Here is a 24,469-nt window from a genome sequence, read left to right as displayed (position 1 = left end):
CGATGACCGACCCGCGTGAAAAGCTGCTCCAGCAGATTCGGGACATCCGCGAGAAGATGGATCCGAAGCTGGTGGAGCGCGCCAAGCTGGCGGTCTTCGGCAAGGTTCCCTATGACCGGGACAACGCTCAACAGGCGGTCGGCCATTTCCTGGACGCCCGCAACGACGGCGGGGCGTTTCGGCGGAAGCTGGCGCAGGCGCTGAAGGCGGAAGGGGCGGGGCTGGACCTCGACCCGCCGCCCTCCGCCCCGTCCGAGGGCAAGCCGGGAGGGGGCAAGGCCGCAGCCGACAAGGCGGATGGCAAGTCCTCCGCCATGTCCTCCATCGTATCGTTCATCAAGCCCCGGCGGGGCGGGCGGATGACGTGAGCGGGCCTGTTCCCCGCGCGCAATCCGTCCACGCCAAGGAGCACCGCCCGTGCTGCACGTTTTCGTCAACGATGGCGGCCTCCTGACCTGGGACAAGGCGGCCGACACCGCCGCCGGGCCGCTGCCCGATTCGGCGGTGTGGCTCGACCTGCTCAACCCCACCCCGGCCGAGTTGGCGCGGGTGGAGGCCATGATCGGCCTGCCCCTGCCCACGCGCGAACAGATGGCGGAGATCGAGGAATCGAGCCGCCTGCGCATCGTCAACGGCGTGTTGTCCCTGACCGTGATGGCGCTGGTCTGGGCCGACACCGACGAACCGCGCCTGACGGCGGTCAGTTTCCTGCTGGCGGGCAAGCGGTTGGTGACGATCCACGACATCGACCCCCGCGCGTTCCTGGCCTTCCGCCGCAAAATCAGCCACAGCCCGGCCGCGCTGGGCAGCGGCGAGTTGGTGATGGGGGCGTTGGTCGATGGGCTGATCGACCGCACCGCCGCCGTGCTGCGCCGGGCCGGGGTGGCGCTGGACGAGTTGAACCGCCGCGCCTTCCGGGGGGAATCGCCGACCCGGCGGATGGAGGCGATGGACGATCAGGCCGCGCTGAAGCGCATCGGCCACACCGGCCATCTGGTCGGCCGGGCGCACATCAGCCTCGCCAGCCTGATCCGCATGTTGGAGTTCCTGTCCAGCAACGAGGGCTGGAACGCCCGCAAGCCGACCCGCCGCTGGGCGCGCACCGCGTTGCAGGACGCGCGCGGCCTGGACGAATACCGGGTGTTCCTGTCGTCCAAGGTGGCGCTGCTGTTGGACAGCACGTTGGGTCAGATCAATGTGGAGCAGAACGAGATCGTCAAGATCGTCTCGATCCTCACCGTTCTGCTGTTCCCGCCGACCTTGGTGGCCAGCGTCTGCGGCATGAATTTCACCAGCATGCCGGGATCGGACGAGGCGTTCGGCTACCCGTCGGCCCTGCTGCTGATGGTGTTGTCGGCGCTGTTGCCGATGATCTTTGTGCGGCTGCGCCGCTGGATGTGAACAGTGGACGGGCGGCTTGGGTGTGAGTCGCGATCGTTTGCTATTTTGATCGTCCGTGCGGCTTTCCTTTGACAGTCTGCGCGTGTGCCGCCATCATCGCGGCCATTCCAGGGGGGCCCCGCCAGGGGGCTGAGATATCACCGGTCGGTGCCGCGCGCACCCGGCAGCGTGATGACCCTTCGAACCTGATCCGGGTCATGCCGGCGAAGGGAGGGAACACGCGATGGGGCCGCCGCCGGTGGCCCGGCCGGGACACAGTCCAACCAGGGCACAGTCCAGCCAGGACACGGTCCAACCAGGACACCAGGCTCCCCATCCGCGATCCACCGCCTCCGTCTGCCCCGGGTTTGTCCGCCCCAACGCCAGACGGAGAAACCCCGTGCCAAAAGATTTCGACCACGCCATCCACCCGATCACGACCGGCCCGCTGCCCGCGTCGCGCAAGCGCCATGTCGCGGGCAGCCGCTTTCCCGACATCCGCGTCGCCCTGCGCGAAATTTGCCTGGGCGGTGGCGAGGAGCCGCTGACCGTCTATGACGCGTCCGGTCCCTACACCGACCCGGCGGCCCGCATCGACGTGCGCAAGGGTTTGGACGCGCTGCGCCGCGACTGGATCCTCAACCGCCGCGATGTGGACACCACCGCCAGCGGTGCGCTGTGCGGCAAGCCCGGTGTGGCCGTCACCCAGATGGCCTACGCCCGCGCCGGGATCGTCACGGCGGAGATGGAATACGTCGCCATCCGTGAAAATCTGGGCCGTCTGGCCGCGCTCGACACCCCGCGCGACGGCGAGGATTTCGGTGCGTCCATTCCCGATTTCGTGACGCCGGAGTTCGTGCGCGACGAGGTGGCGCGCGGGCGGGCCATCATCCCGTCCAACATCAACCACCCGGAATCCGAACCGATGGTGATCGGCCGGAATTTCCGCACCAAGATCAACGCCAACATCGGCAATTCCGCCGTCACCTCGTCGATTGAGGAGGAGGTGGAAAAGATGGTGTGGGCGATCCGGTGGGGGGCCGACACGGTGATGGATCTGTCCACCGGGGCGGACATCCACCAGACGCGCGAATGGATCCTGCGCAACGCCCCGGTTCCCATCGGCACCGTGCCGATCTATCAGGCGCTGGAAAAGGTCAAGGGCAAGGCCGAGGATCTGACCTGGGAGCTGTTCCGCGACACGCTGATCGAACAGGCCGAACAGGGGGTCGATTACTTCACCATCCACGCCGGTCTGCGGCTGGCCCACATCCCGCTGACCGCCAAGCGCGTGACCGGCATCGTGTCGCGTGGCGGGTCGATCATGGCCAAATGGTGCCTGTCGCACCACCGCGAGAATTTCCTCTACGACCATTTCCCGGAAATTGTCGAGCTGTGCCGCCGTTATGACGTGGCGCTGTCGCTGGGCGATGGTCTGCGCCCCGGCTGTCAGGCCGACGCCAACGACGCCGCCCAGTTCGCCGAGCTGGAGACGCTGGGCGAACTGACCAAGGTGGCCTGGGAACGCGACGTCCAGGTGATGATCGAAGGGCCGGGCCATGTGCCGATGCACAAGATCAAGGCCAATGTGGACAAGCAGTTGGCCCTGTGCGGCGAGGCCCCCTTCTACACGCTGGGGCCGTTGGTGACGGACATCGCGCCCGGCTATGACCACATCACCAGCGCCATCGGTGCGGCGATGATCGGTTGGTTCGGCACCGCCATGCTCTGCTACGTCACGCCCAAGGAGCATCTGGGCCTGCCCGACCGCGACGATGTGAAGGCCGGGGTCATCGCCTACAAGATCGCCGCCCACGCCGCTGATCTGGCCAAGGGGCATCCGGGCGCGCGGCTGCACGACGACGCCATGTCGCGGGCGCGTTTCTCTTTCCGCTGGCGCGACCAGTTCGCCTTGGCGCTCGACCCCGACACGGCGGAGGCGTACCACGACGAAACCCTGCCGGCGGACGGGGCGAAGACCGCGCATTTCTGTTCGATGTGCGGCCCGAAATTCTGCTCGATGAAGATCACGCAGGACATCCGCGACGCCGCGCAGGCCGGAATGGCCGACATGTCGGAGAAGTTCCGCGCGTCGGGCGGTGAGATCTACCAGCCGCAGCCATAAGCGGCAGCCGCAAGGGGGGATGACGGAGCGGGGCTGTTGCCGCCCCGCTCCGTCACCTCAATCCAGGGAAAACAGCGCGGCCCCGACCCCGCTGTCGAACACCACCGTGGCGAACAGGGTGAGGATCGGGACCAGGAACATCAGCCCGATCACACAGCGGATGACCACGTCCTTGCGGCGGGCGGAGCGGCACAGGGGGCATTCATCGGGGCCATGGCCGTAATCGGACCCGCAATAGGGGCAGGCGGTGCTGTCGCTCATGATGGAAACCGGGCGTTCGGCAGGGGGAATGGCGCGCTGACCACCCTCCGCGATGGCGTGAAGCCCCATGTTGGAGCATCACACCCGACAACCGTCATGAATTCGCTGTCATGCGACGGCTTTGGCGGTGCGGCGCGTCAGGCCGCCTGTTCCATCGGCGGAATTCCGGCCACCAGACGGCTGAACTGTTCGACGAAGCGCTTCTGGTCGTGGTCGGGAACCGTGAAGGTCAGATGCAGACGTCCTTCACGGTTGATCGAGCGCACCACCGCCGGAACGGTGGCGTCCACACCGCTCAGGGTCAGGCGTGTGGCCTGCCCGACGCTGAGACTCTTCAACGCTTCGGCGGACAGGCCGCTGATCTGCGCCCCGCCTTCGGACGCGTTGTCCACGGTGATGGAGAGGTCGGAACCACCGATGGACAGGCGTCCGGGCCGGTTCAGCGGGTAACGGGCGAACTGGCGGCGGTTGACCTCCGGCGTGGCGGTGCGGATCGCCTGGATCAGCACGCGGCGCAGTTGGTCGATGCTGCTGGCGACCTTGCCCGACAGGGCGTTGACCTCCGTTGCGCGTTCGCCGGTGGAGGTGGCCTCCGTCGACACGTCGGCGATGCGGGCGGCGACCTCCTGCGCGGCGTTGGTGGTCTGGACGACGTTGCGGGCGATCTCGCCGGTGGCGGCCTCCTGCTCCTGCACGGCGGACGCGATGGTCGAGGACACGGTTTCCACCCCGCGCACCTGTTCGGCGATGGCGCGCACGGCCTTCACCGCGTCGGCGGTGGTGGCCTGGATGGCGGCGATCTGCGATTCGATTTCCCCGGTGGCCCGCGCGGTCTGCCCGGCGAGCGCCTTCACCTCGTTCGCCACGACGGCGAAGCCCTTGCCCGCTTCACCGGCCCGTGCAGCCTCGATGGTGGCGTTCAGCGCCAAAAGGTTGGTTTGTCCGGCCACGTCGTTGATGAGGTTGGTCACTTCGCTGATGCGGGTGATGGCCTCGGCCAGCTTCTGGATGGTCTGTTCGGCGTGGGTGGAGGCGTCCACCGCCTGCCCGGTCATGGCGCTGGCGGTGGTGATCTGCATGGCGATTTCGCGGATCGACGCGCTGAGCTGTTCGGAGGCCGACGCGACGGTCTGGGCGTTGGCGAGCGCCTGCGTGGCGGCGGCGGCCACATTCTGGCTGTTCTGGCTGACCGCGCGGGCGGAATTGGCCATGCTGGTGGCGTTGCTGGCCATCTGCCCGGTGTGGCTGGCCACCGTGTCCACCGCGTTGGTCGCCTCGCGCTCCACCGTTTCGGCCATGCGCAGCAGGGCCGCTTCCTTTTCCTGTTCGGCGGCGATGCGGTCCTCCTCCTGGGCGCGGCGCAGGCGGTCGGCCTCCTGGGCGTTGTCCTTGAACACCCGCAGCGCGCTGGTCATCGCGCCGATTTCGTCGGCGCGGTCGTTGGCGGGAAGGGCGACATCCAACTGGCCTTGCGACAGCGTCCGCATGACCCCGGTCAGCTCGGTGACGGGCTTGACCACCCGGCGCAGAATCCCCAGCACGCCCAGAACCACCACGCCCAACACGATGGTCGACACCACCCAGACGGCGGTCATGAACAGACGCTCCCGGTCGGCGGCGTAGACCTCCGTCTCGCTGTTGTAGCGGTTGGTGGCGGTGACGATGGCGTCCACCACGGCGCGGTGCGCGGTGTAGGCGTCCGACACCGCCTTGTAGGCGCTGCGGGCGGCGGCCTCGTCCTTTTTCGCCAGGGCGGGCAGCAGCTTGGTTTCGACCTCGGTCCAGAAGCGCATCACCGGGGCGTGCGAGGTCTCGGTGAGTTGCTTGCGGATCGTCGGTTCGAAATCCTCCTTCAGCCAATACTCATGCCGATCATCATAGTCCTTGCGCAGTTGGGCCAACCGCTCCTGGCGCTGCTTCACCGTCGAGGGATCGTTGAAGGCCAGGGTGGCTTCCAGATAGGCTTCGATCACATATTCCGGCGGTGGCAGGATGTCGGCGATCAGATCCTTGCCCAAAACGATCCGCTGATAGATCGGCCCGCCCACCTTCAGTTCGCGAATGGCCAGCATGCCGGTGGCGGCCACCACCAGGAACCCCAGCGTCACCACCACGCCGAACAGGTTGGTCAGAGCGGCGATTTTCAGGTTCTTCAGCATGGTGGGCACCCTTCGACTGAACGGAGTCTAAAAGGGTGGATGTCACCGGCGCGGGGGCAAGACAAGCAAAAAAATGCCAAAAAATAGGCAAAAGACAGATCTGACGTTTCTTTGTGCGGCCTGCCCACGCTTTGAACAGGCTTTGCTCATTCACGCACCAAAGTCTTTTCCGCGCGGGTCAGGTCATGACCAAAGTACCAACCCATCCGACCAGGGCCAGCAGCACCAGCATGGCAAAGGCCACGGCCAGCACCGCGTTGCTGCGCCGAATCGAGAGACAGTGCGGGCAGGTGGGGGCGTCCGCCGGGTGGCGGTTGTCGCAGCGCGGGCAACGGACGGTCTGTTCCGTCATGGCGTCCTCGTTCACACAATCATGGCATCGCCCAATCGGGCGGGAGCGCGGACGCTAGCACAGGCGCGGAAAAACCGCAGCGCGCTGTGCAGCCTCCGCGTCCAACCGACGCGACCGCGTGGCGATGGTGATCAGGCCGGTTGCGCCAGCAGGGCCACCCCGGACACCGCACGGCGGAACTGGTCGGCAAAGCGGCTTTGCTCGCTGACGGGCAGGGTGAAGGTGAGATGGATTTGGGCGTTGCGGTCCTGTGAACGGACGGTTGCGGGAACAGCCCCGTCGATCCCCGGAACCATCACCTGCACGGCGACCCCCTCGCGCAACTGGGCCAGCGCGCCGGACGGCAAGCCGCTGATCTGCGCGCCGCCTTCAGAGGCGTTGTCGATGGTCACGGCCACATCCTGCCCACCGACGCGCAGACGACCGGGCCGGTTGAGGACGTGGCGGTCGAACTGACGGCGGTTCACCTCCGGCGTGGCGGTGCGGATGGTTTCCACCAGGACATGGCGGAGCTGGTCGATGCTGGTGGCGACGGAATCCGACAGGCTCATCACCGCGCTGGCGCGCTCGCCGGTGGCCGTGGCCTCGGTGGAGACGTTGGCGATGCGGTTGGCAACCTCCTGCGCGGCCTGGGTGGTCTGTTCGACGTTGCGGGCGATCTCGCCGGTGGCGGCCTCCTGCTCCTGCACGGCGGACGCGATGGTGGAGGACACGGTTTCCACCCCGCGCACCTGTTCGGCGATGGCGCGCACGGCCTTCACCGCGTCGGCGGTGGTGGCCTGGATGGCGGCGATCTGCGATTCGATTTCCCCGGTGGCCCGCGCGGTCTGCCCGGCGAGCGCCTTCACCTCGTTCGCCACGACGGCGAAGCCCTTGCCCGCCTCCCCGGCCCGCGCGGCTTCGATGGTGGCGTTCAGCGCCAGCAGGTTGGTTTGTCCGGCCACGTCGTTGATGAGGGTGGTGACTTCGCCGATGCGGGTGACGGCCTCGGAGAGGCGTTGGATGGTCCCTTCGGCGTGGGTGGAGGCGTCCACCGCCTGCCCGGTCATGGCGCTGGCGGTGCTGATCTGCATGGCGATTTCGCGGATCGACGCGCTGAGCTGTTCCGACGCGGCGGCCACGGTTTGGGCGTTCGACAGGGCTTGCGTGGCGGCGGCGGCCACCGTCTGGCTGTTGTCGCTGACCGCCTGGGCGGAATCGGCCATGCGGGTGGCGTTGTCGGCCATCGTGCTGGTCTGTTTGGCCACCGCGTCCACGGCGTTGCCCGCCTCGCGCTCCACCGTTTCGGCCATCCGCAGCAGAACGGCCTGCTTTTCCCGTTCGACCTGCTCGCGGTTCATGTCCTGGGCGCGGCGCCGGCGGTCGGCCTCCGCGTGCTCCTTGAAGACGCGCAGCGCACTGGTCATCGCGCCGATCTCGTCCTGGCGTTCGTTGACCGGGATCGCGACCGGCAGGTTGCCGTCGGCCATCGCCCGCATGACGCCGGTCAATTGCGTGACCGGGCGGATCACCCGGTTCAGGATGCCCAGCACTCCCAGCGCCACCACCACCAGAACCAGGGCCGACACGATCCACACCGCCGCCATGAACTGCGCCTCGCGGGCGTTGGCGTCGCGCTCGGTGGCCTCGTTGATCCGGTTGGCGTTGACGACGATCGAGTCGATCACCGCCCGATGCTCGCCATAGGCGGTGGTCAGGGCCTTGTAGGAGGTCATGGCCGTGGCCAGATCGCCGCTGGACAGCGCGGGCAGGAATTTGCCCTCCACCTCCGTCCAAAAGGCGGTTGCCGGCGCGTGGGAGGTGACGGTCAGCCGTTCGCGGATGGTCGGATCGATGTCCTGCTTGGCCCAATAGGCGCGGCGGTCGTTGTAATCCTTGCGCAATTGGGCCAGGCGGTTGCGCCGCTGCGTGACCGTGGACGGGTCGTTCAGCGCCAGCGTGACCTCCAGATAGGCTTCGATCACATATTCCGGCGGCGGCAGGATGTCGGCGATCAGATCCTTGCCCAAAACGATCCGCTGATAGACCGGCCCGCCGACCTTCAGCTCGTTGATGGCGAGCATTCCGGTTCCGGCGACCACGACAAAGCCCAGCGCGATGAGGGCACCGAACAGGTTGGTCAGGGCGGCGATTTTCAGGGATCTCAGCATCAGGATTGGCCTCCAACACAACAATTGCGCCGGAAACTACCAGGGTTGCTTTGTGAGAAAATGAAAAGATTGCTACAGAAAATTGCACGAAACAGAAAGGAAGATGTTAGCGATAAACTGTCTTGCTTATTTCGCGGGCAATGGCTGCCTGTTTCATAATCAACGCGCGGCGCGATTGCGCGCACGGCGGGTGCGGGGTGGTTGGGTGCGACTCGGGCGGGTGCGGCCTGGGTGGACGCGCTACACGCCCCCACCGTCCGGGGAGTCCAGGAAATCGGCGTCGTCGGGGTCATGGGCCAGCAGGTCGCCCGGTTGGCACTCCAGGACGGCGCAGATCTTCGCCAGCGTTTCAAAGCGCAGCCCCTTCACCTTGCCGGTGCGCAGCAGGGACAGGTTGGCTTCGGTGATGCCGATGCGTTGGGCCAAATCCTTGGCCTTCATCCGCCGCTTGGTCAGCATCAGGTCGAGCGTCACACGAATCGGCATAAGATCAGACAAAACCCGCGTTTTCATCGGCCAGGGCGGCAGCCTCGCCCATCACCCAGGCGATGACCAGCAATACCACGCCCAGCAGAACAACAAACAGGTCGGCGGTGCTGATCGACAGCGCGCCGTGCGGGCCATCCGGCGGGTTGTGGCGCAGCACCGCCAGACTCAGCAGCACCGACCCCACCGGCTCGCTCAATCCCGACACCATCAGCGACAGGGCGAAGCGCCGCAACCGCCGGGCTGAACTGGGGGAGAACACCATCCCGGCGGCAAAGCCCCGGAACAGCGCCCGCAATTCCCACAGCCCCCACAGGCTGGGGGCGGCGGCCACCAGCAGCGCGGCGGTGGCCAGGGCCGACTCCTCCAAGGCAAGCGGGCGCACCGGCAGGCGCAGCCCGGCCAACCAGGGATGGCTGGCCAGCATCGTTTCCGAAAAACCAATGGCGTACAGCGCGATCCCGGCCGGGGTCAGCGCCAGCAGCAGCGTCATGGTGGCGGCCAGACGGCGGCTCACACGGGTGATCCGGTCCTGCCGGGCTTGGCGAAGGGGCTGACTCATGCGGGGTGTCCTCGAGAAAATTACTGCTTGGCAATAACGAATTATCGAATTACAGAAAGAACGCGCTCCGGTCAAGGCGCCAGACCGGGGGCGTTGTCCCTTGATGGCCTCGCGTTTCCCCAAGTCTGCAAAGGCCCGTGTCTGCGAAGGCCCATGTCTGAAAAGGATTTCTCCATGCTGCGTTCCCTGTCCGCTCTGGCGCTGCTCACGCTGACCAGCGCCTGCACCACCGTGTTCCAGATCCCCGTCACCGGCACGCTGGGCGACCGGACGCCCCTGACGGGCGTCGCCCAGGCCCGGACGGACTCGGCCTTGGGCCGTTACGCCGTGCAGACGGCGGACAAGACCCTATCGTGCAACGGCGTGTACGACGCGTCGAGCATCGAGCCGCGCATGATCGTTGCGGTGTCGTGCGACGATGGGCGTTATGGCGTGGTGGACATCCGCCGCGCCCCCGACCTGATGAGCGGATCGGGCAGCGGGCGGTTGAACGACAACACCCCGGTGCGGGTGGAATTCCGCGCGCCCGACAAGGCACCGGGCCAATAAGGAGGACGGATCGGGCGCGCGCGGGGGTGCGCGGGGGCTTACGCGCCGCGCCACCGCTCCAGGATGGCGACGCGCGCGGCGCGGCTGGCGGCCAGCCGGTCGCGGGCGGCGGCCAGCACGGGGGCCGGGGCCTGATCCGGGGTTCCCGCCGCAAAGGGCGGGGCGGGGGCGTATTCCAACGCCAGTTGGATGGTTTCCGCCTCCGTCCGTCCCAGCAGGGCGGCGACGACGGTCAGGCCGAAATCGATGCCTGCCGTCACCCCGCCCGCCGTGATGATCCGGCCATCCTCCACCACCCGTCCCGGCGTGGGGATGGCCCCGAAGCGCGGCAGGAAATCCATGGCGTTCCAATGGGTGGTTGCCCGCTTGCCCGCCAGCAGTCCGGCGGCCCCCAGCACCAGCGCGCCGGTGCAGACCGATGTCACGAAGCGGGCGCGGTCCGCCTGGGCGCGGACGAAGGCGAGGGTTTCGGCGTCCTCCAACAGGGCGTTGATTCCGGTGCCGCCGGGCACGCACAGAACATCGAGCGGCGGGCAATCCTCCAGGCGGGTGGTTGGCGTCAGGATCAGGCCGGTGGCCGAGCGGAGCGGGGCGGTGTCCTTCCACAACAGATGGACCTCGCCACCGGGCACGCTGGCGAAGACCTCATAGGGGCCGGAGAGGTCGAGTTGCTGGACGGTGGGGAAGGCGAGCAGGCCAAAGCCCAGGGTCATGACGGCACCTGTTGGGGTGGGTTGAGGGGATGGGCGGAGGATTGACGGCGGGCAGCCTAGCGCGTCACGCTGTGGCGCAAGCGCCAATCACCCGGCAAATTCCGCCAATGACATCGCCGCTATCCCCACGCCCGCCGCAGCCCATCCACACCCCCCGACGGGTGGAGACGCTGGGCTTTGCCAACGCCCAGATCCTGGACATCACCGGGCCGATGCAGGTGTTCGCCTCGGCCAACGATCTGGCGGCGGCGGCGGGGCGACCGGCCCCCTACGCCTTGCAATTGGTCGCCGCCGCCGGGCCGGTGCAGACCAGCGCCGGGCTGGTGCTGGACGCCGCACCGCTGCCGTCGCCCGACGCCGCCGTGGACACGCTGATTCTGGCGGGCGGCTTTGGCGTGACGGCGGCGTGCGACGATGCCGCGCTGGTCGCCTGGGTCGCGGCGCGGGCGCGGGCGGCCCGGCGGGTGGCGTCGGTGTGCAGCGGGGCGTTCCTGTTGGCCGAAGCCGGGCTGCTCGACGGGCGGCGCGCCGTGACCCATTGGCAGCGCTGCGCCGAGTTTGCCGCCCGCTTTCCCCGGGTGCGGCTGGATCCCGATCCGATCTTCATCCGTGACGGGGCGGTGTGGACCTCCGCCGGGATCACGGCGGGCATCGATCTGGCCCTGGCCCTGGTGGAGGAGGATTTGGGCCGTCGCACGGCGCTGGCGGTGGCGCGGCAACTGGTGGTCTTCCTGAAGCGGCCCGGCGGTCAGGCCCAGTTCAGCGCGACCTTGACCTTGCAGACCGCGACCAACCCGGCCACGGCCAATCCGGCGGTGACCGGGCGCTTTGACGCGCTGCACGCCTGGATCGCCGACAATCTGCGGGGCGACCTGTCCTTGACCGCCCTGGCGGCGCGGGCGGCGATGAGCGCGCGCAGCTTTTCCCGTCATTACCGTCAGGCCACCGGCCAGACCCCGGCGCGGGCGGTGGAGACGATCCGGGTGGAGGCGGCGCGGCGGATGCTGGAGCAGGGGGCGAGCGTGGCGCAGACGGCGGCGCGCTGCGGCTTCGGCGGGGAGGACACGTTGCGCCGCAGCTTTCTGCGCCGCGTCGGGACCAGCCCGCAGAGCTACCGCGAGCGGTTCTGAACCAGATCGAGGGCGTGCCGGATCAGCCACCGACCGCTGATTCCGCCGCTTCGGGCAGGGCCACCCCGCGCAGTTCGGTCGCCTGCAACCGGCGCGGGCTGTGGTCGAGCGGCTCCAGCAGGGGCAGGTCGCTGCCGTCGGGGGCGGCCCCCAGATCGCGGAAGCGGCGGGCGCTGACCAGGACGCGGGATTCCAGGGTGCCGACCGCCCCGTTGTAGCTGCCGACCGCCTTGTCGAGCTGCGCCCCCAGCCGGTCCATATGCCCGCCCAGATCGGACAGACGTTTGTAGAGTTCGGCCCCCAGCGCGCTGATGGCGCGGGCGTTGTCGGCCAACCGCTCCTGCCGCCAGCCATAGGCGACGGCGCGCAGCAGCGCGATCAGCGTGGTGGGGGTGGCCAGGATGACCCGGTGGTCGATTCCGGCTTCGATCAGGGCCGGGTCCTGCTCCAGCGCGGCGGAAAAGAAATTCTCGCCGGGCAGGAACAGCACGACGAATTCCGGGCTGTCGGCGAACTGGTCCCAATAGGCCTTGGTCCCAAGCTGCTTCATGTGTTCGCGGACATGGCGGACGTGGCGGGCCAGCCCGTCGCGCCGCCCGGCCTCGTCCTCCGCCTGGATGGCGTCGAGATAGCCTTCCAGCGGGGTTTTAGCGTCCACGACGATGGTCTTGCCGCCGGGCAGGGTCACGGTCAGGTCGGGGCGCAGGCGACCGCCCGCCGCGTCCACCGACGCCTGTTCCTGAAAGTCGCAATGATCGAGCATCCCGGCCATTTCGCAGACCCGGCGCAACTGGATTTCGCCCCAGCGCCCGCGCGTCACCGGGCTGCGCAAGGCCCGCACCAGATTGCCGGTTTCCGAGCGCAGATGCGCCTGCGTTTCGACCAGCGAGGCCACCTGCTGCCGCAACCCCTCATAGGCCCCGGCGCGGCTGGCCTCCAGCTCCCGGATGTGCTGGTCCATGCTGGCGAGCGACTGGCGCACCGGATCGACGATGGCGGCGATGGCGGTCTGGCGCTGGTCGAGGTCGCCGCGCGCCTGCTCCTGAAATCCGGCCAGCGTTTCGCGGGCGAGGTCGAGAAAACTGCGGTTGTTGCGCTGCAACGCCTCCGCCGACAGCGCCTTGAAACTGTCGGACAGGGCGGCTTGCGCCCGTTCCAGCAGGGCGAGCTTGTCCTCGGCGGCGGCGCGTTCGGCGTCCATGCGGGCGGTCAGGCGCGCGTGTTGCTCCCGAGCGGCGGACAGGTCGCCGGACAGGCGGGCGATCTGGTGGTCGCGCGCCTCCACCTCCTCGCGCAGGTCATCCTCGGTGCGTTCGGCCAGATCCAGGCGGGCCGACAGATCGGCGTGCAGCGCGGCGGCGTCGGCCTGCGCCCGCGCGGCCGCCGCGCCGACCAGCGCCCAGACGACTCCGCCGCCCAGGCCAATCCCAGCGATCAGCCCGACCACCACCGACCACACATCCACCGCAAAGGACTGCATCACCGCTCCGCCGCGCCCAACCCGTTGTCCCGCGCGGTCACGCTACAGGAACAAACCGGGAATTGGAACCGGCGCGGACCATTTCGGCTCATCCCATCATCGGGCCATCACGGTGCGGCGGGTGGGGGTGATTCCGCCGCCGGATCGGGCGGGAATTTCGCCAGCCGTTCCAGCGTGGCGTCGCCGCGCCGGATGGTCAGCGGCAGCCAGGTGCCGGGCGTTTGCCGTTGCACCAGCGCGGTGAGGTCGGCGGGCTGGCGCAGCGGGCGACCGGCGGCGGTCAGCAGGACATCGCCCGCCTCCAGCCCGCTCGCCGCCGCGACGCTGCCCGTTGCCACCTGTTCAACCCGCAAGCCGTCGGCGGTTGGGGCGATCTGCACGCCCAGGCGCGGGCGCGGCGGGGGCGGGCTGGAGACGGGTGTGCTGTCGGCGGGTGTGTCCAGGCCGAACACGGTGTCGGCGATGCGGCCATCCAGATCGGCGCACGCCCGGTCGGCGTCCCAGGGCAGCAGCACCGCCGACTCGCTGACGCCCAGATCGGCCAACTGGTGCGGCACGCCGTGGCGGTGGGTGATGTGCCCCTCTCCCAGAATCGCCACCACGCTGCGCCCGGTGCGGCGGCGGGTGTCGGCGATCCGCTCGGCCATCGCGCGGTCCCAGACGCTTTGCGCCTCGATGAAGCGTTGGGCGGCGGGGGTGTTGCCGCTCGTGGTGTCCGCCTGGGTGTCCGCCGGGGTCTTGTCGCCGTCCCGGTCGGGGTGGGCGGCCAACGCCTCGGCCAGACGGGTGCGGTAGGCGTCGCTGGGCGGGGCGGGTTGGCCGACGCCCTCGCGCGCGTCGGCGGGAATGGCGGCCCAGCCGTCGCGGGCGGTGCGGGCGATCAGGCTGCGGTCGACGTTCAGCGCCACCAGCGGCAGCCGGTTCATCCGGGCAAAGCGCAGGATCGGCAGATACATCTCCGGGTCGAAGCCCCAGACCGTGGCCCATTCGCTGGCGGCCAGGAACGCCGCCTCGTCCAATTCCCCGGCGGACCAGCGGTCCAGCGCCGGTTGCGCCCGGCGCGGCAGCATCTCCAGCCCGATGGCAAGGTCGGGGTTGTGGGCGTGCAGTCCGGCCAGGGTGTGAAGCTGCCAACGGTGGTGGTCGGGCTTGTCGTGCTGCTCGCCCAACAGGATGACGGGAAACTCGGCGATTCGCCGCAGCGGCGTGGCGATGGTCAGCCGCTTGCCCTCGCCATCGGCCCAGACGCCCGGGGCGACGCAGGCCGGTGGGGTCGGCAGGACGGTGACGGCGGGCGTGTCCTGCGCCCGCGCAGGGGAGGCGCACAGGAGGGCCGCGCCGAGGAGGGCCAGCGTGAACGGGGCGGATGGGCGGGGCACGGGCGGCGGCTCCGGCGGGGCAGGGGGTGGAAGGGGGTGGCGCTGAAGGTTGGGCCGCCGGGCGGCGGCGTCAACAGCGGGGAGCGGTCTTTCCAATCGCGAATCATTCTCAGCGCTTTCCCCCGGCGGCAAAGCGGGGTAGCATGGGGGCATGCCACACCGCAAAACCGTCATCCTGACCGGCGCCAGCCGGGGCATCGGACACGCCACCGTCGCGCGCTTCAGCGCCGAGGGCTGGCGCGTGATCTCCTGCGCGCGCGAGGACATCCCCGCCCATTGCCGCCGGGATCCCAACTGGACCCACCACATCCCGACCGATCTGGCCAACCCGGCCAGCCGCGCCGCCTTCATCGAAGAGGCGAATCGGGTGCTGGACGGCGGGCCGCTGCACGCGCTGGTCAACAACGCGGGCATTTCGCCCAAGACGCCGATCAAGGAACGGCTGGGCTGCCTGAACGGGTCCATCGAAGGATGGCATCAGGTGTTCGAGCTGAATTTCTTCGCCCCGCTGGTGCTGGCGCGCGGCTTCGCCGCCCCGCTGTCGCGCGGCAAGGGGGCCATCGTCAACGTGACCTCCATCGCCGGGCACGGCGTCCACCCCTTCGCCGGGTCGGCCTATTCGACCTCCAAGGCGGCGCTGTCGGGCCTGACCCGCGAGATGGCGGTTGAGTTCGCCGAAATCAACGTCCGCGTCAACGCGGTGGCTCCGGGCGAAATCGAAACGGCGATGACCGGGCCGGAATACGACGTGCTCATCCCGCGCATTCCGTTGAAGCGCATGGGAACCCCGGCGGACGTCGCGGCGGTGATCCATTACCTGTGCGGACCGGACGCCGGTTACGTCACCGGAACCGAAATGTTCATCACCGGCGGCCAGCACCTGTTCTGAGGGCGGCGGGGCGGGCGATGGCGGAAACGCCTTGTTTGCGGTCGGGGGGCGGACCATATCGTTGGTATGACACACATCCCCCGCCCCTTGCGCCGTCTGGCGCTGCTTGGCCTTGCCGTTGCCACGCTGACGGCCTGCGCCGGGGCGGATACGCCCCGTTTGGAAACGCCCCGTGCAACGCAGCCGGGTGTGACATCGCCTGGCGTGGAACGGGTCGGCCTGAAGCCCAGTTTCCGGTCCATCGAACTGGAAACCCGACAGACCCGGATCGACGTGCCCGGTGAGTCGGTGGAGCGCGGTGCCATCCCCCCGCGCATCGCCGAGACCCAGCCCCCCACCCGTCGGCCCCGCGCCGGATCCTCCAGCCCACTCCCCGATCCGGCGGTGTCCCCCGCCCCGCCGCGTCCCGTGCCTTTGCCGCTGCCCCCGTCGACCCAGAGCGCCACCGACGCGTTCAAGCGCGACCTGTTGCGCCCGGAAGCCGACCGGATGCGCGCCGACGACGCGCTGGGCCGTCTGGACCCGTTGCAACAGCGCGACCTGATGAGGCGCGAGTTGGAGTTGCGCCAACTGGGCGATCCGCTGGCACGCTGACCGCCAACCGGGTGGTTCGCGGTGGTGAATGGAACGTTTGAAACACCGTGCAACAGCTTTCCGCCCCCTGTTCCACTGTTCCATTGATGGGGCCGCGCGCCCATCCGCCGCCGGACGGCGGTGGCAGCGGGCGGGTGGTGCAGGGATTGCGTGGTTGGCAGGCATGGCGGCGTCGTTGAAAAACAGGCGCAAAATCCTATCCCGCCGCGATGGAGCGGGCAACCGCACGCGGAAAACCGATGGATTGGCCGGATCAGCCGGGCCGGGTGAGGCCACAGGGCAATCGCTTGAACGAGGGATCATCATCACGCAAGCAAGAATGGACACGGATTTTACGGACAAAAGGACGGATTTAGCGGATTTTTTCCTCAAATCGCTTCACTCATCCTGTCGCGAGGTGTGTCGCAAGCTCGCAAACAGGATGGCTCTGAGGCGCGTTCCGTGAAATCCGTGAGAAAAATCCGTGAAATCCGTGGCAACGCTTGTTCCGGTCGTGTGCACGATGCTTCAAGCGATTGCCCCGGGTGAGGCCACGCGTCACTTGACCCGGGCCGCGATGCCCCGCATACCGCGCCGGGGACAGGGCGAAACCGGGGGATGGGGGCATGACGACGCTGACGGGGGCCTTCGGGTCGGGGTTGATCGAACCCGTGTGGGTCCTTCAGCACCTGTTGGGTTTTCTTGGCATCGGGTTGTGGGCCGGGCAGGTGGGGGGAACCGCCGTCTGGCAGGCCCTGACCGCCGCCGTGACCGCCGCGATCCTGGCGGGCATCGCCGCGCAGGTCGGGTTGCGCCTGCCCTACGCCGCGCCGGGCCTAGCGGTCGCCCTGATCGTCGTGGGCGCGCTGGTGGCGCTGGCGGTGCGGGTGCCGGTGTGGTGTGTGGTGATCGTCGCCGCCGTCGCGGCGGTGTTTCATGGCCACGCCCATCAGGGAACCATCCTGTTCTGGGCCGGGTTCGCCTGTGGGTTGCTGCTGGTGGGGTGCGCCGGGGTGGGGTTGTCGCAACTGGTGGCGCAGGCGGAATCGCCGCGCGCGGTGCGGCTCTGTGGCGGTGCGGTGTCGGTCGCGGGCGTTCTGGATCTGATTGGAATAATTTAACCGTTCGCGGCTTGAAATGGGGCGGCGATGCGGGGATCTTGTAGGGAACTTGCGATTTCCGCCCCTCCAGCGAATGGGAATGTCCCCGGTGCCACGCGCAGGACGCAACGCCGCTTCGGCGTCTGACCTTCCCACCCCGTCCCGGATCCCCGCCGCCGGGGCCAGCGGGCCAACGCGGCGCGGTCTTTTGGCCGGGGCGGCGGGCTTGGCGCTGGCCGCGCAGGCCGGTGGTTTTTCGACCGGGCTGGCGCAGGATTTGCGCTATTTCCGCATCGGCACCGGGACCACCTCCGGCACCTATTTCCCAATCGGTGGTTTGATCGCCAACGCCATTTCCAACCCGCCGGGGTCGCGGCCCTGCGACCGGGGCGGCAGTTGCGGCATTCCCGGCCTGATCATGGTGGCGCAGGCGACCAACGGATCGGTCGAGAACATCGAACTGCTGCGGTCGGGCGCGGTCGAGGCCGGGTTTGCCCAGGCCGACACCGCCTTTTGGGCCTACAGCGGGACCGGCAGTTTCACCGGAAAGCCGCCGTTCGAGGGGTTGCGCTCGCTGGGCATGCTGTACGCCGAAGCGATTCAGGTGGTGGTCCGCTCCGACGGCTTCATCGACCGGATCGCCGATCTGAAGGGCCGCAGCCTGTCGTTGGGCGAGGAGGGGTCGGGCACGCTGGTCGAAGCGCGCCTGATCCTGGACGCCTATGGCCTGTCGGAAAGCACGATCACGCCCCAGTATCTGAAGCCCGCCACCGCCGCCGACCGGCTGGCCAAGGGCGAGTTGGACGGGTTTTTCATGGTCGGCGGCTATCCTGTGGCGGCGGTCAGCGACGTCGCCACGCGGGTGCCGATCCGGCTGCTGCCGATCGACGGCGAACCGGCGGCCCGGCTGCGCCGCAACCTGCGTTTTTACCTGGAAAGCGAGATTCCGGGCGACGCCTATCCCGGAACCGCCCCGACCCCGACCCTGAGCCTGGGGGCGGAGCTGCTGGTGCGGGCCGACCGCGACCCCGATCTCATTTACGGCGTGGTCAAGGCGCTGTGGCACGAGAACACCCGCCGCGTGCTGGCCGAGGGGCACCCGCGCGGGCGCAGCTTCGACCCGGCCAAGGCGGCGACCGACGTGGCGATTCCGCTGCATCCGGGGGCGGAGCGCTATTACCGAGAGGCCGGGTTGCTGGGCGACGCCGCCAACGAAACCAACGCCCGCGCCCCGGCGGTGGCCCCGGCCAAGCCGTAAGGCCGCCAAGCTGCCAAGCTGTCAGGCCGGGCCGGTCAGCGGCGTGGGGAGCGCGGGGCGGGTTTTTGGGCGGTGGGCTTTTTGTTGGTGGGCTTGGCCGTGCCTTTGGTTTTGGCCTTGCCCGTTGGTTTGGCTTTGGTGGCGGACCGCGCCGGGGTGGGCGCGCGTTCGGGGCCGGGGACCGTCAGTTCGCGCCATTGGCCGGGGGCCAGCCCGTCGAGCGTCCAATCACCAATCGACCAGCGGATCAGCCGCAGCGTGGGAAAACCGACCGCCGCCGTCATCCGCCGCACTTGCCGGTTGCGCCCCTCGCGCAGGGTCAGGGCCAGCCACGCGGTGGGGATGGCGGCGCGGAAACGCACCGGCGGGTCGCGCGGCCACAGATTGGCCGGTTCGTCGATCCGTTCGACCAGGGCGGGCAGGGTGGGGCCGTCCTTCAGCGTCACGCCCGCGCGCAGCGCGTACAGCGCCGCGTCGGTCGGCTCGCCTTCCACCTGCACCCAATAGGTTTTCGGCATCTTGTTTTTCGGCGCGGCGATGCGGGCGATCAGCGCGCCGTCGTCGCTCAGGGCCAGCAGCCCTTCGCTGTCGCGGTCCAGCCGCCCGGCGGCGTAGACCCCGCGTACCGGCAGGCACCCGGCCAGCGTTGGGCGGCCCTGGTCGTCGGTGAATTGCGGCAACACGCCGTAGGGTTTGTTCAAGAGAATCAGACGCGGCACGGACGACCTTTCAGATGCGCGGATCGGGAATGGCTCCCCGCTGGGGGAATGGCGCTATGCTCCGCGCCGTCCTGTCCTTTCTACCAGGGGAACCGCCGTGACGCTTCTGTTCTGCTCCGCCAGCGACAACGCCGAGGATTGGCGCCGCGAGATCGCCCAACGCCTGCCCGGGGTGGAGATGCGCGTCTGGCCCGATTGCGGTGACGTGGCGGACATCACCGTGGCGGTGGTGTGGAAGCCGCCCGCCGGGATGCTGGCCAGCCTGCCCAATCTGGGCCTGATCGTGTCGCTGGGAGCCGGGGTGGAGCCGCTGTTGCAGGATCCGACGCTGCCCGACGTGCCGCTGGTCCGCATGGTGGCGGATGGTTTGACGGCGGATATGGCCGGCTACGTCGTGCTCCAGGTCCTGCGCTGGCACCGCCAGATGGAGGAATACGCCGCGCTTCAGGCGGCGGAGCGCTGGCAGCCGCTGGGCCACAAGCCCGCCGGGGACGTCACCGTCGGCATTCTGGGGTTGGGGGAACTGGGCGTCGCCTCCGCCCGCAGCCTGCGCAGCCTGGATTACCGCGTGGTCGGGTGGAGCCGCAGCCCGAAGACCATCGACGGGGTGGAAAGCTTCGCCGGGGCCGAGGGGCTGGCCGCCATGCTGCCGCAGACCGACATTCTGGTGTGCCTGCTGCCGCTGACCCCGGACACGCACGGGCTGTTGAACGCCGCGCTGTTCGCTGCGCTGCCGCCGGGGGCGGTGGTGGTCAACGCCGCGCGCGGTGGGCATGTGGTGGAGGCGGATTTGCTGGCCGCGCTCGATTCGGGTCGTCTGCGCGGGGCCAGCCTGGACGTGTTCGTCGAGGAACCCTTGCCGCCCGGTCATCCGTTCTGGCGTCATCCGGGGGTGCGCATCACCCCGCACGTCGCGGGCATCACCCACCCGTCGCGCTGCGCCCAACAGGTGGCCACCGCCGTCACCGCGTTCCGCGCCGGGCAGCCGCTGCCGAATCGGGTGGACCGCCGACGCGGCTATTGAGAAGCGGGGGGAGGCGGGACTATTGCGACGGGGTGGCGACCGCTGCGGCCGCCACGACCGCCGCCTCCACCGCTGTCGGCGTGGCCGGGCCGGGGGATTTCAGGGCGGCTTCCAGCCGGTTCTTGGCGGCCAGGGCCAGCGCCTCTTCCGCGCGGACGACGGCCATGTCCTCCTCCGTCACCGCCCCGGCGGCGATCACCAGCTCGGCGAAGTCCGACAGGAAGACGCTGCCCCTGACGGTGCGCTGAACCAGGACGTTGCGCTTGTCCTCGGTGTCGCGCTTGCGTTTGACGAAGCTGAGGACCGACAGGCGATCCAGGGCGCGGGTGACGGCGGGTTTGGAGATGTTCAGCAGCGCGGCCAGCCCGCGCACGGTGTGGGGTGGGTCGGTCAGATAGACCTGCAACAGGATCGCCAATTGCCGGGCCGACAAATCCGGCCCGTCCTGCCGCACGCTGGCGACCAGCGCCGCACGCCACAAACCCAGCGCCTTGAGGTTCCGAGCCATGCTTCCCCCCAGCCATATCCGCGTCCAGGGCCGCGCCCGGATCCCGCGCGCCGAGTGTCGCCCAACCCACCCCACACGCGCAAGCCTTTCGCGGACCGTGCCAACGATCCGCGCGGTGTCAGGCGTCGATCGCAGAGACGATTCGGTGCGGTGGAGCGGTTGCGGGGCCAGGGCATCATGCTGGAGAGGCAGACTCCGCAACGCCCATCAATAGATGAGTTCGTTTTCGCCGCTGCCTTCGGAAATGACGATTTCGCCGCGCGCGGCCAGATCCTTGGCCAGCTGGACCATGTACATCTGCGCCTCGTCCACCTCGCGGACGCGGACCGGACCCATGGCGGCCATGTCCTCGCGCATGATCTTGGCGGCGCGTTCGGACATGTTGGAGAAGAAGAGATCCTTCAGCGTTTCCGACGCGCCCTTCAGCGCGGTTCCCAGCTTCTGCTTGTCCACCGTGCGCAACAGGGTCTGCACGCCGGACGGGTCGAGCTTGGACAGATCCTCAAACGTGAACATCAGCGACTTGATGCGCTCGGCGCTGTCGCGGTTGCGCTCCTCCAACGCCGCCATGAAACGGTGTTCGGTGGTGCGGTCCAGGCCGTTGAAGATTTCCGCGAGCATTTCGTGGCTGTCGCGGCGGCTGGTGCGGGCCAGGTTGGTCATGAACTCGGTGCGCAGCGTGCGTTCGACGTCGTCCAGAACCTCTTTCTGCACCGCCTCCATGCGCAGCATGCGCATGATGACTTCCATGGCGAAGCTTTCCGGCAGCTGGGTCAGCACGCGCCCGGCGTGTTCCGGGCGGATTTTGGACAGCACGACGGCGACGGTCTGCGGGTATTCGTTCTTCAGATAGTTGGACAGAACGGATTCGTTCACGTTCGCCAGCTTGTCCCACATGGTGCGACCGGCGGGACCACGGATTTCCTCCATGATCTGGTCGACCTTGTCCTTGGGCAAGGTCTTCATCAGCAGCCGTTCGGTGGAGTCGAAGGAGCCGACGAGCGATCCGGTGGCCGACATCTGTTCGGCGAACTCGACGAACAGGCGTTCGATGATGTTGGCCGACACGGTGCCGAGATTGGCCATCACCTGCGACAGCTCTTTGATCTCTTCATCGTCCATCATGGAGAAGAGCTTGGACGAATGCTCATCGCCCAAGGCCAGCATCAGGATCGCGGCCTTTTCCGGGCCGGTGAGGGTGCGGAAATCCTCACGAACCTTCAGCGCCATCTCTCTGTCTCCACCCCGTCGCCCCGCCGCCCGACCCGGCGACCTCTAAACCATGGACTCTGTTGTAATACGTTCCCATCCGCCGCGCCATGGATTCGGCGAGTCGTCCGGCGGTGCCGGGTGAGGCAAAGACGGGCGCCCCCCTTTGCCCCACCGCGCGCGGGCGTCAGCCGAACCGCTTGGCGATCACCGCGTAGGCGGCGCGCAGGCCCAGCGCCTCCCCGCCCTCCGGGCGGCCGGGGCGGGTCCCGCTGTTCCAGGCGTAGGTGTCCAGATGCGCCCATGGGGTGTCTTTCGACACGAAGTCCTGCAGGAACAGCCCGGCGGTGATGGCTCCGGCAAAGCCGTTGCTGGTGACGTTGCTGAGGTCGGCCACCTTGCTGTCCAGCCCCTTGCGGTAGGGTGCCCACAGCGGCAGCCGCCACATCGGATCCTCGACCTCCGTCCCGGCGGCGAGCAGGTCGCTGGCCAGGGAATCGTTGTTGGACAGCAGGGCGGGCAGGTCCGGCCCCAGGGCGACGCGGGCGGCCCCGGTCAGGGTGGCGAAGTCGATCAGCAGAGCGGGCTGTTCCGAATCCGCCTCCGCCAGCGCGTCGCACAGGATCAGGCGGCCTTCGGCGTCGGTGTTGCCGACCTCCACCGTCAGGCCCTTGCGGGTCTTCAGCACGTCCATCGGTTTGAAGGAATCGCCGCCGACGACGTTTTCCACCGCCGGAACCAGCACGCGCAGCCGCACCGGCAGCCCGGCCATCATCACCATCCGGCCCAGCGCCAGCGCGTGGGCGGCGCCGCCCATGTCCTTTTTCATCATCAGCATGGCGGAGGACGGTTTCAGATCCAGCCCGCCGGTGTCAAAGCACACGCCCTTGCCGACGATGGTGACTTTCGGATGCTCCGGGTTGCCCCAACGCAGATCAATCAGGCGCGGCGCGCGCGGGCTGGCGCGGCCCACGGCGTGAATCGCCGGGTAATCGCGGTCCAGCAGATCGGGGCCGACGATGACGTCGAGCGCGGCCTCGAACTCCTCGGCCAGGGCGCGGGCGGTGTCGGCCAGTTCGGCGGGGCCGAGGTCGCAGGCGGGGGTGTTGACCAGATCGCGCACCAGCGTCACCGCGCTGGCGGTGCGCTCCACCTCGCCCCGGTCGGCGTGCGCGGGCCAGACCAGCCCGGCCAGCGGCTTGTCGGTCTTCTTGTAGCGGGTGAAGCGGTAGCTGCCCAAGGCCCAGCCCAGCGCCGCGCGGGTGGCCGCCCGCGCGTCGAGCGCCGCGTCGATGTGGTAGGACCCGGCGGGCAAGCTGGTCGGCAACCCGGCGAAGGCCCACAGGTCATCGAGCGCCGACACCCCGACCAGCGCGCGCGCGCCATCGCCGCCCGGCAGGAAGGCGACGCTTCCGGCGTCCCCGGCGAAGCCCACGGTTTTGAGCCAGGCGGCGGTCTCCGGTGATTGACCGGCCAGCCAATCCGGCAAACCGGCCTTGGTCACGGGGATGAGGGCGACGGTGTCCGGCGGAGCAACGGCGAGCAGGGTGGCGAGCAAGACAGGCGATCCTTTGGCAATCAAACGGTCATGTCCGGTAAGGATGGCGCGCCCACGCCCGGCTGAAAAGGGGGCAATGGCCGGGATTGCGCCGGAAAACGCGCAAAATGCTTTCATTCCGAACGATTTCATCGGGAATGGTGGTGGTGACGAGCCATGCGCCGAGGGGGGCTTGCGCCCCTTGCTGTGCCTGGGCATGCTCGGCCTCTCCTTTCGGTATGGGTGGGTGAGAGATGAGCGCTATGACGTTGGTTGTGGGCAACAAGGCGTATTCCTCCTGGTCGCTGCGCCCGTGGTTGGCGCTCAAGCAGGCCGGGGTGAGCTTTGCCGAGATTGTCATTCCCCTGCGCCAGCCCGAGACCAAGGCGCAGATCCTCGCCCATTGCCCCAGCGGCAAGGTGCCGTGCCTGATCGACGGCGATCGGGTGATCTGGGATTCGCTGGCGATTTGCGAGTATGTCGCCGAACTGGCCCCCGCCGCCGGTTTGTGGCCGGCCGATCCGCACGCCCGCGCCATCGCGCGGTCGGTGTCGGCGGAGATGCATTCGGGCTTTGCCGCCCTGCGCAACGCCATGTCGATGGATCTGAAGATCGACCGCCACGGGGAGGGGATGACTCCCGACAGCGCGGCGGACATCGCCCGCATCCAGGCGCTGTGGGCCGATTGCCGCGCCCGTTTCGGCCAGGGCGGGCCGTTCCTGTTTGGCGGTTTCACCATCGCCGACGCCATGTTCGCCCCGGTCGTCACCCGTTTCGAAACCTATGGCGTGGTGGTGGACGCGGTGTCGCGGGCCTATATGGACGCGGTGCAGGCGTTGCCCGCGATGCAGGAGTGGACCGCCGCCGCCAAGGCCGAACCCTGGGTGCTGCAACTGTGAGGGCCGGGGCTGCCGTGACGCGATTAC

Annotated in this window: 24 protein-coding genes and 1 riboswitch; of the genes, 11 read left to right on the top strand and 13 right to left on the bottom strand. The window is 68.6% G+C overall.

All coding sequences use genetic code 11. The features are described from left to right. Positions 1–2: 2 nt before the first annotated feature. The 3 genes from EJ903_RS27345 to thiC all read left to right on the top strand — a co-directional run bounded on the left by EJ903_RS27345 (position 3) and on the right by thiC (position 3,505). Positions 3–368: a hypothetical protein gene (locus tag EJ903_RS27345; protein WP_210211441.1), complete on the top strand. Its 366-nt coding sequence runs from the start codon at positions 3–5 to the stop codon at positions 366–368. 49 nt (positions 369–417) lie between these two features. Continuing rightward, positions 418–1,401 carry a CorA family divalent cation transporter gene (locus tag EJ903_RS13680; protein ID WP_126616234.1) on the top strand — a complete coding sequence of 328 codons (984 nt, stop codon included), beginning with the start codon at positions 418–420 and terminating at the stop codon, positions 1,399–1,401. Positions 1,402–1,500: 99 nt separating this feature from the next. Next, positions 1,501–1,630, top strand: a riboswitch (TPP riboswitch). A gap of 150 nt (positions 1,631–1,780) precedes the next feature. Further along, on the top strand, positions 1,781–3,505 hold the full coding sequence (thiC, locus tag EJ903_RS13675) for a phosphomethylpyrimidine synthase ThiC (protein ID WP_126616231.1): 1,725 nt from the start codon (positions 1,781–1,783) through the stop codon (positions 3,503–3,505). Between the two features lie 57 nt (positions 3,506–3,562). Here thiC and EJ903_RS13670 read toward each other — a convergent pair whose 3' ends face one another. From EJ903_RS13670 to EJ903_RS13650, 6 genes are all read right to left on the bottom strand, one after another. Continuing rightward, positions 3,563–3,766, bottom strand: a complete 204-nt coding sequence (locus EJ903_RS13670) for a hypothetical protein (protein ID WP_126616228.1) — start codon at positions 3,764–3,766, stop codon at positions 3,563–3,565. A gap of 137 nt (positions 3,767–3,903) precedes the next feature. Further along, positions 3,904–5,925 (bottom strand): methyl-accepting chemotaxis protein, encoded by a 2,022-nt coding sequence (locus EJ903_RS13665; RefSeq protein WP_126616225.1) that lies wholly within the window; start codon positions 5,923–5,925, stop codon positions 3,904–3,906. A gap of 178 nt (positions 5,926–6,103) precedes the next feature. Further along, positions 6,104–6,277, bottom strand: coding sequence for a hypothetical protein (locus EJ903_RS27265; RefSeq protein WP_174237301.1), 174 nt, complete (start codon positions 6,275–6,277; stop codon positions 6,104–6,106). A 131-nt stretch (positions 6,278–6,408) separates the two neighbouring features. After that, positions 6,409–8,427: a methyl-accepting chemotaxis protein gene (locus EJ903_RS13660; RefSeq protein WP_126616222.1), complete on the bottom strand. Its 2,019-nt coding sequence runs from the start codon at positions 8,425–8,427 to the stop codon at positions 6,409–6,411. A gap of 240 nt (positions 8,428–8,667) precedes the next feature. Continuing rightward, positions 8,668–8,913, bottom strand: a complete 246-nt coding sequence (locus EJ903_RS13655; protein ID WP_126616220.1) for a helix-turn-helix domain-containing protein — start codon at positions 8,911–8,913, stop codon at positions 8,668–8,670. A 4-nt stretch (positions 8,914–8,917) separates the two neighbouring features. Then, complete coding sequence (locus EJ903_RS13650) at positions 8,918–9,475, bottom strand: DUF2975 domain-containing protein (protein ID WP_126616217.1); 558 nt, start codon at positions 9,473–9,475, stop codon at positions 8,918–8,920. Between the two features lie 174 nt (positions 9,476–9,649). Between EJ903_RS13650 and EJ903_RS13645 the strand changes: the two genes are divergently transcribed. Further along, positions 9,650–10,024 carry a hypothetical protein gene (locus EJ903_RS13645; RefSeq protein WP_126616214.1) on the top strand — a complete coding sequence of 125 codons (375 nt, stop codon included), beginning with the start codon at positions 9,650–9,652 and terminating at the stop codon, positions 10,022–10,024. Positions 10,025–10,062: 38 nt separating this feature from the next. Here the strand turns inward: EJ903_RS13645 and EJ903_RS13640 are convergent, their stop codons facing one another. Then, entirely contained in the window at positions 10,063–10,737 is a 675-nt protein-coding gene (locus EJ903_RS13640; protein WP_126616212.1) for a DJ-1/PfpI family protein, read from the bottom strand. Positions 10,738–10,844: 107 nt separating this feature from the next. Here EJ903_RS13640 and EJ903_RS13635 point away from each other — a divergent pair, with 107 nt between their 5' ends. Next, the gene (locus tag EJ903_RS13635) at positions 10,845–11,867 is read left to right on the top strand and encodes a GlxA family transcriptional regulator (protein ID WP_126616209.1); all 1,023 of its coding nucleotides are present in this window, start codon (positions 10,845–10,847) and stop codon (positions 11,865–11,867) included. Between the two features lie 22 nt (positions 11,868–11,889). Here the strand turns inward: EJ903_RS13635 and EJ903_RS13630 are convergent, their stop codons facing one another. Both EJ903_RS13630 and EJ903_RS13625 read right to left on the bottom strand, forming a co-directional pair. Continuing rightward, entirely contained in the window at positions 11,890–13,347 is a 1,458-nt protein-coding gene (locus EJ903_RS13630) for a DNA recombination protein RmuC (protein ID WP_126616206.1), read from the bottom strand. A 107-nt stretch (positions 13,348–13,454) separates the two neighbouring features. Continuing rightward, complete coding sequence (locus EJ903_RS13625) at positions 13,455–14,726, bottom strand: ChaN family lipoprotein (RefSeq protein ID WP_246015545.1); 1,272 nt, start codon at positions 14,724–14,726, stop codon at positions 13,455–13,457. Between the two features lie 151 nt (positions 14,727–14,877). Between EJ903_RS13625 and EJ903_RS13620 the strand changes: the two genes are divergently transcribed. The 4 genes from EJ903_RS13620 (at position 14,878) to EJ903_RS13605 (ending at position 18,546) form a co-directional block, all read left to right on the top strand. Next, complete coding sequence (locus tag EJ903_RS13620; RefSeq protein WP_126616200.1) at positions 14,878–15,615, top strand: SDR family NAD(P)-dependent oxidoreductase; 738 nt, start codon at positions 14,878–14,880, stop codon at positions 15,613–15,615. Between the two features lie 66 nt (positions 15,616–15,681). Continuing rightward, positions 15,682–16,209, top strand: coding sequence for a hypothetical protein (locus EJ903_RS13615; RefSeq protein ID WP_126616197.1), 528 nt, complete (start codon positions 15,682–15,684; stop codon positions 16,207–16,209). 605 nt (positions 16,210–16,814) lie between these two features. Further along, on the top strand, positions 16,815–17,309 hold the full coding sequence (locus EJ903_RS13610; protein ID WP_126616194.1) for a HupE/UreJ family protein: 495 nt from the start codon (positions 16,815–16,817) through the stop codon (positions 17,307–17,309). An 88-nt stretch (positions 17,310–17,397) separates the two neighbouring features. Continuing rightward, the gene (locus tag EJ903_RS13605; protein ID WP_246015544.1) at positions 17,398–18,546 is read left to right on the top strand and encodes a TAXI family TRAP transporter solute-binding subunit; all 1,149 of its coding nucleotides are present in this window, start codon (positions 17,398–17,400) and stop codon (positions 18,544–18,546) included. A gap of 35 nt (positions 18,547–18,581) precedes the next feature. Here the strand turns inward: EJ903_RS13605 and EJ903_RS13600 are convergent, their stop codons facing one another. Beyond that, complete coding sequence (locus EJ903_RS13600) at positions 18,582–19,265, bottom strand: pseudouridine synthase (protein WP_126616188.1); 684 nt, start codon at positions 19,263–19,265, stop codon at positions 18,582–18,584. A 97-nt stretch (positions 19,266–19,362) separates the two neighbouring features. Here EJ903_RS13600 and EJ903_RS13595 point away from each other — a divergent pair, with 97 nt between their 5' ends. Then, entirely contained in the window at positions 19,363–20,289 is a 927-nt protein-coding gene (locus EJ903_RS13595; protein ID WP_126616185.1) for a 2-hydroxyacid dehydrogenase, read from the top strand. 19 nt (positions 20,290–20,308) lie between these two features. On the opposite strand, the gene EJ903_RS13590 is transcribed toward EJ903_RS13595, so the two are convergent. From EJ903_RS13590 to EJ903_RS13580, 3 genes are all read right to left on the bottom strand, one after another. Beyond that, entirely contained in the window at positions 20,309–20,797 is a 489-nt protein-coding gene (locus tag EJ903_RS13590) for a MarR family transcriptional regulator (RefSeq protein WP_126616182.1), read from the bottom strand. 207 nt (positions 20,798–21,004) lie between these two features. Beyond that, on the bottom strand, positions 21,005–22,027 hold the full coding sequence (fliG, locus tag EJ903_RS13585; RefSeq protein ID WP_126616179.1) for a flagellar motor switch protein FliG: 1,023 nt from the start codon (positions 22,025–22,027) through the stop codon (positions 21,005–21,007). Positions 22,028–22,193: 166 nt separating this feature from the next. Continuing rightward, complete coding sequence (locus EJ903_RS13580) at positions 22,194–23,564, bottom strand: leucyl aminopeptidase family protein (protein WP_126616176.1); 1,371 nt, start codon at positions 23,562–23,564, stop codon at positions 22,194–22,196. A gap of 233 nt (positions 23,565–23,797) precedes the next feature. On the opposite strand from EJ903_RS13580, the gene EJ903_RS13575 reads away from it, so the two are divergent. Further along, a complete protein-coding gene (locus EJ903_RS13575; protein WP_126616172.1) occupies positions 23,798–24,442 on the top strand; it encodes a glutathione S-transferase family protein in 645 nt (214 codons plus the stop codon). The last annotated feature ends 27 nt before the right edge of the window (positions 24,443–24,469 follow it).

This window comes from Azospirillum griseum (genome assembly GCF_003966125.1).
Taxonomy (GTDB): domain Bacteria; phylum Pseudomonadota; class Alphaproteobacteria; order Azospirillales; family Azospirillaceae; genus Azospirillum; species Azospirillum griseum.
The sequence above is the reverse complement of the archived record's forward strand: the minus strand, read 5'-3'. Positions and strand labels throughout refer to the sequence as shown.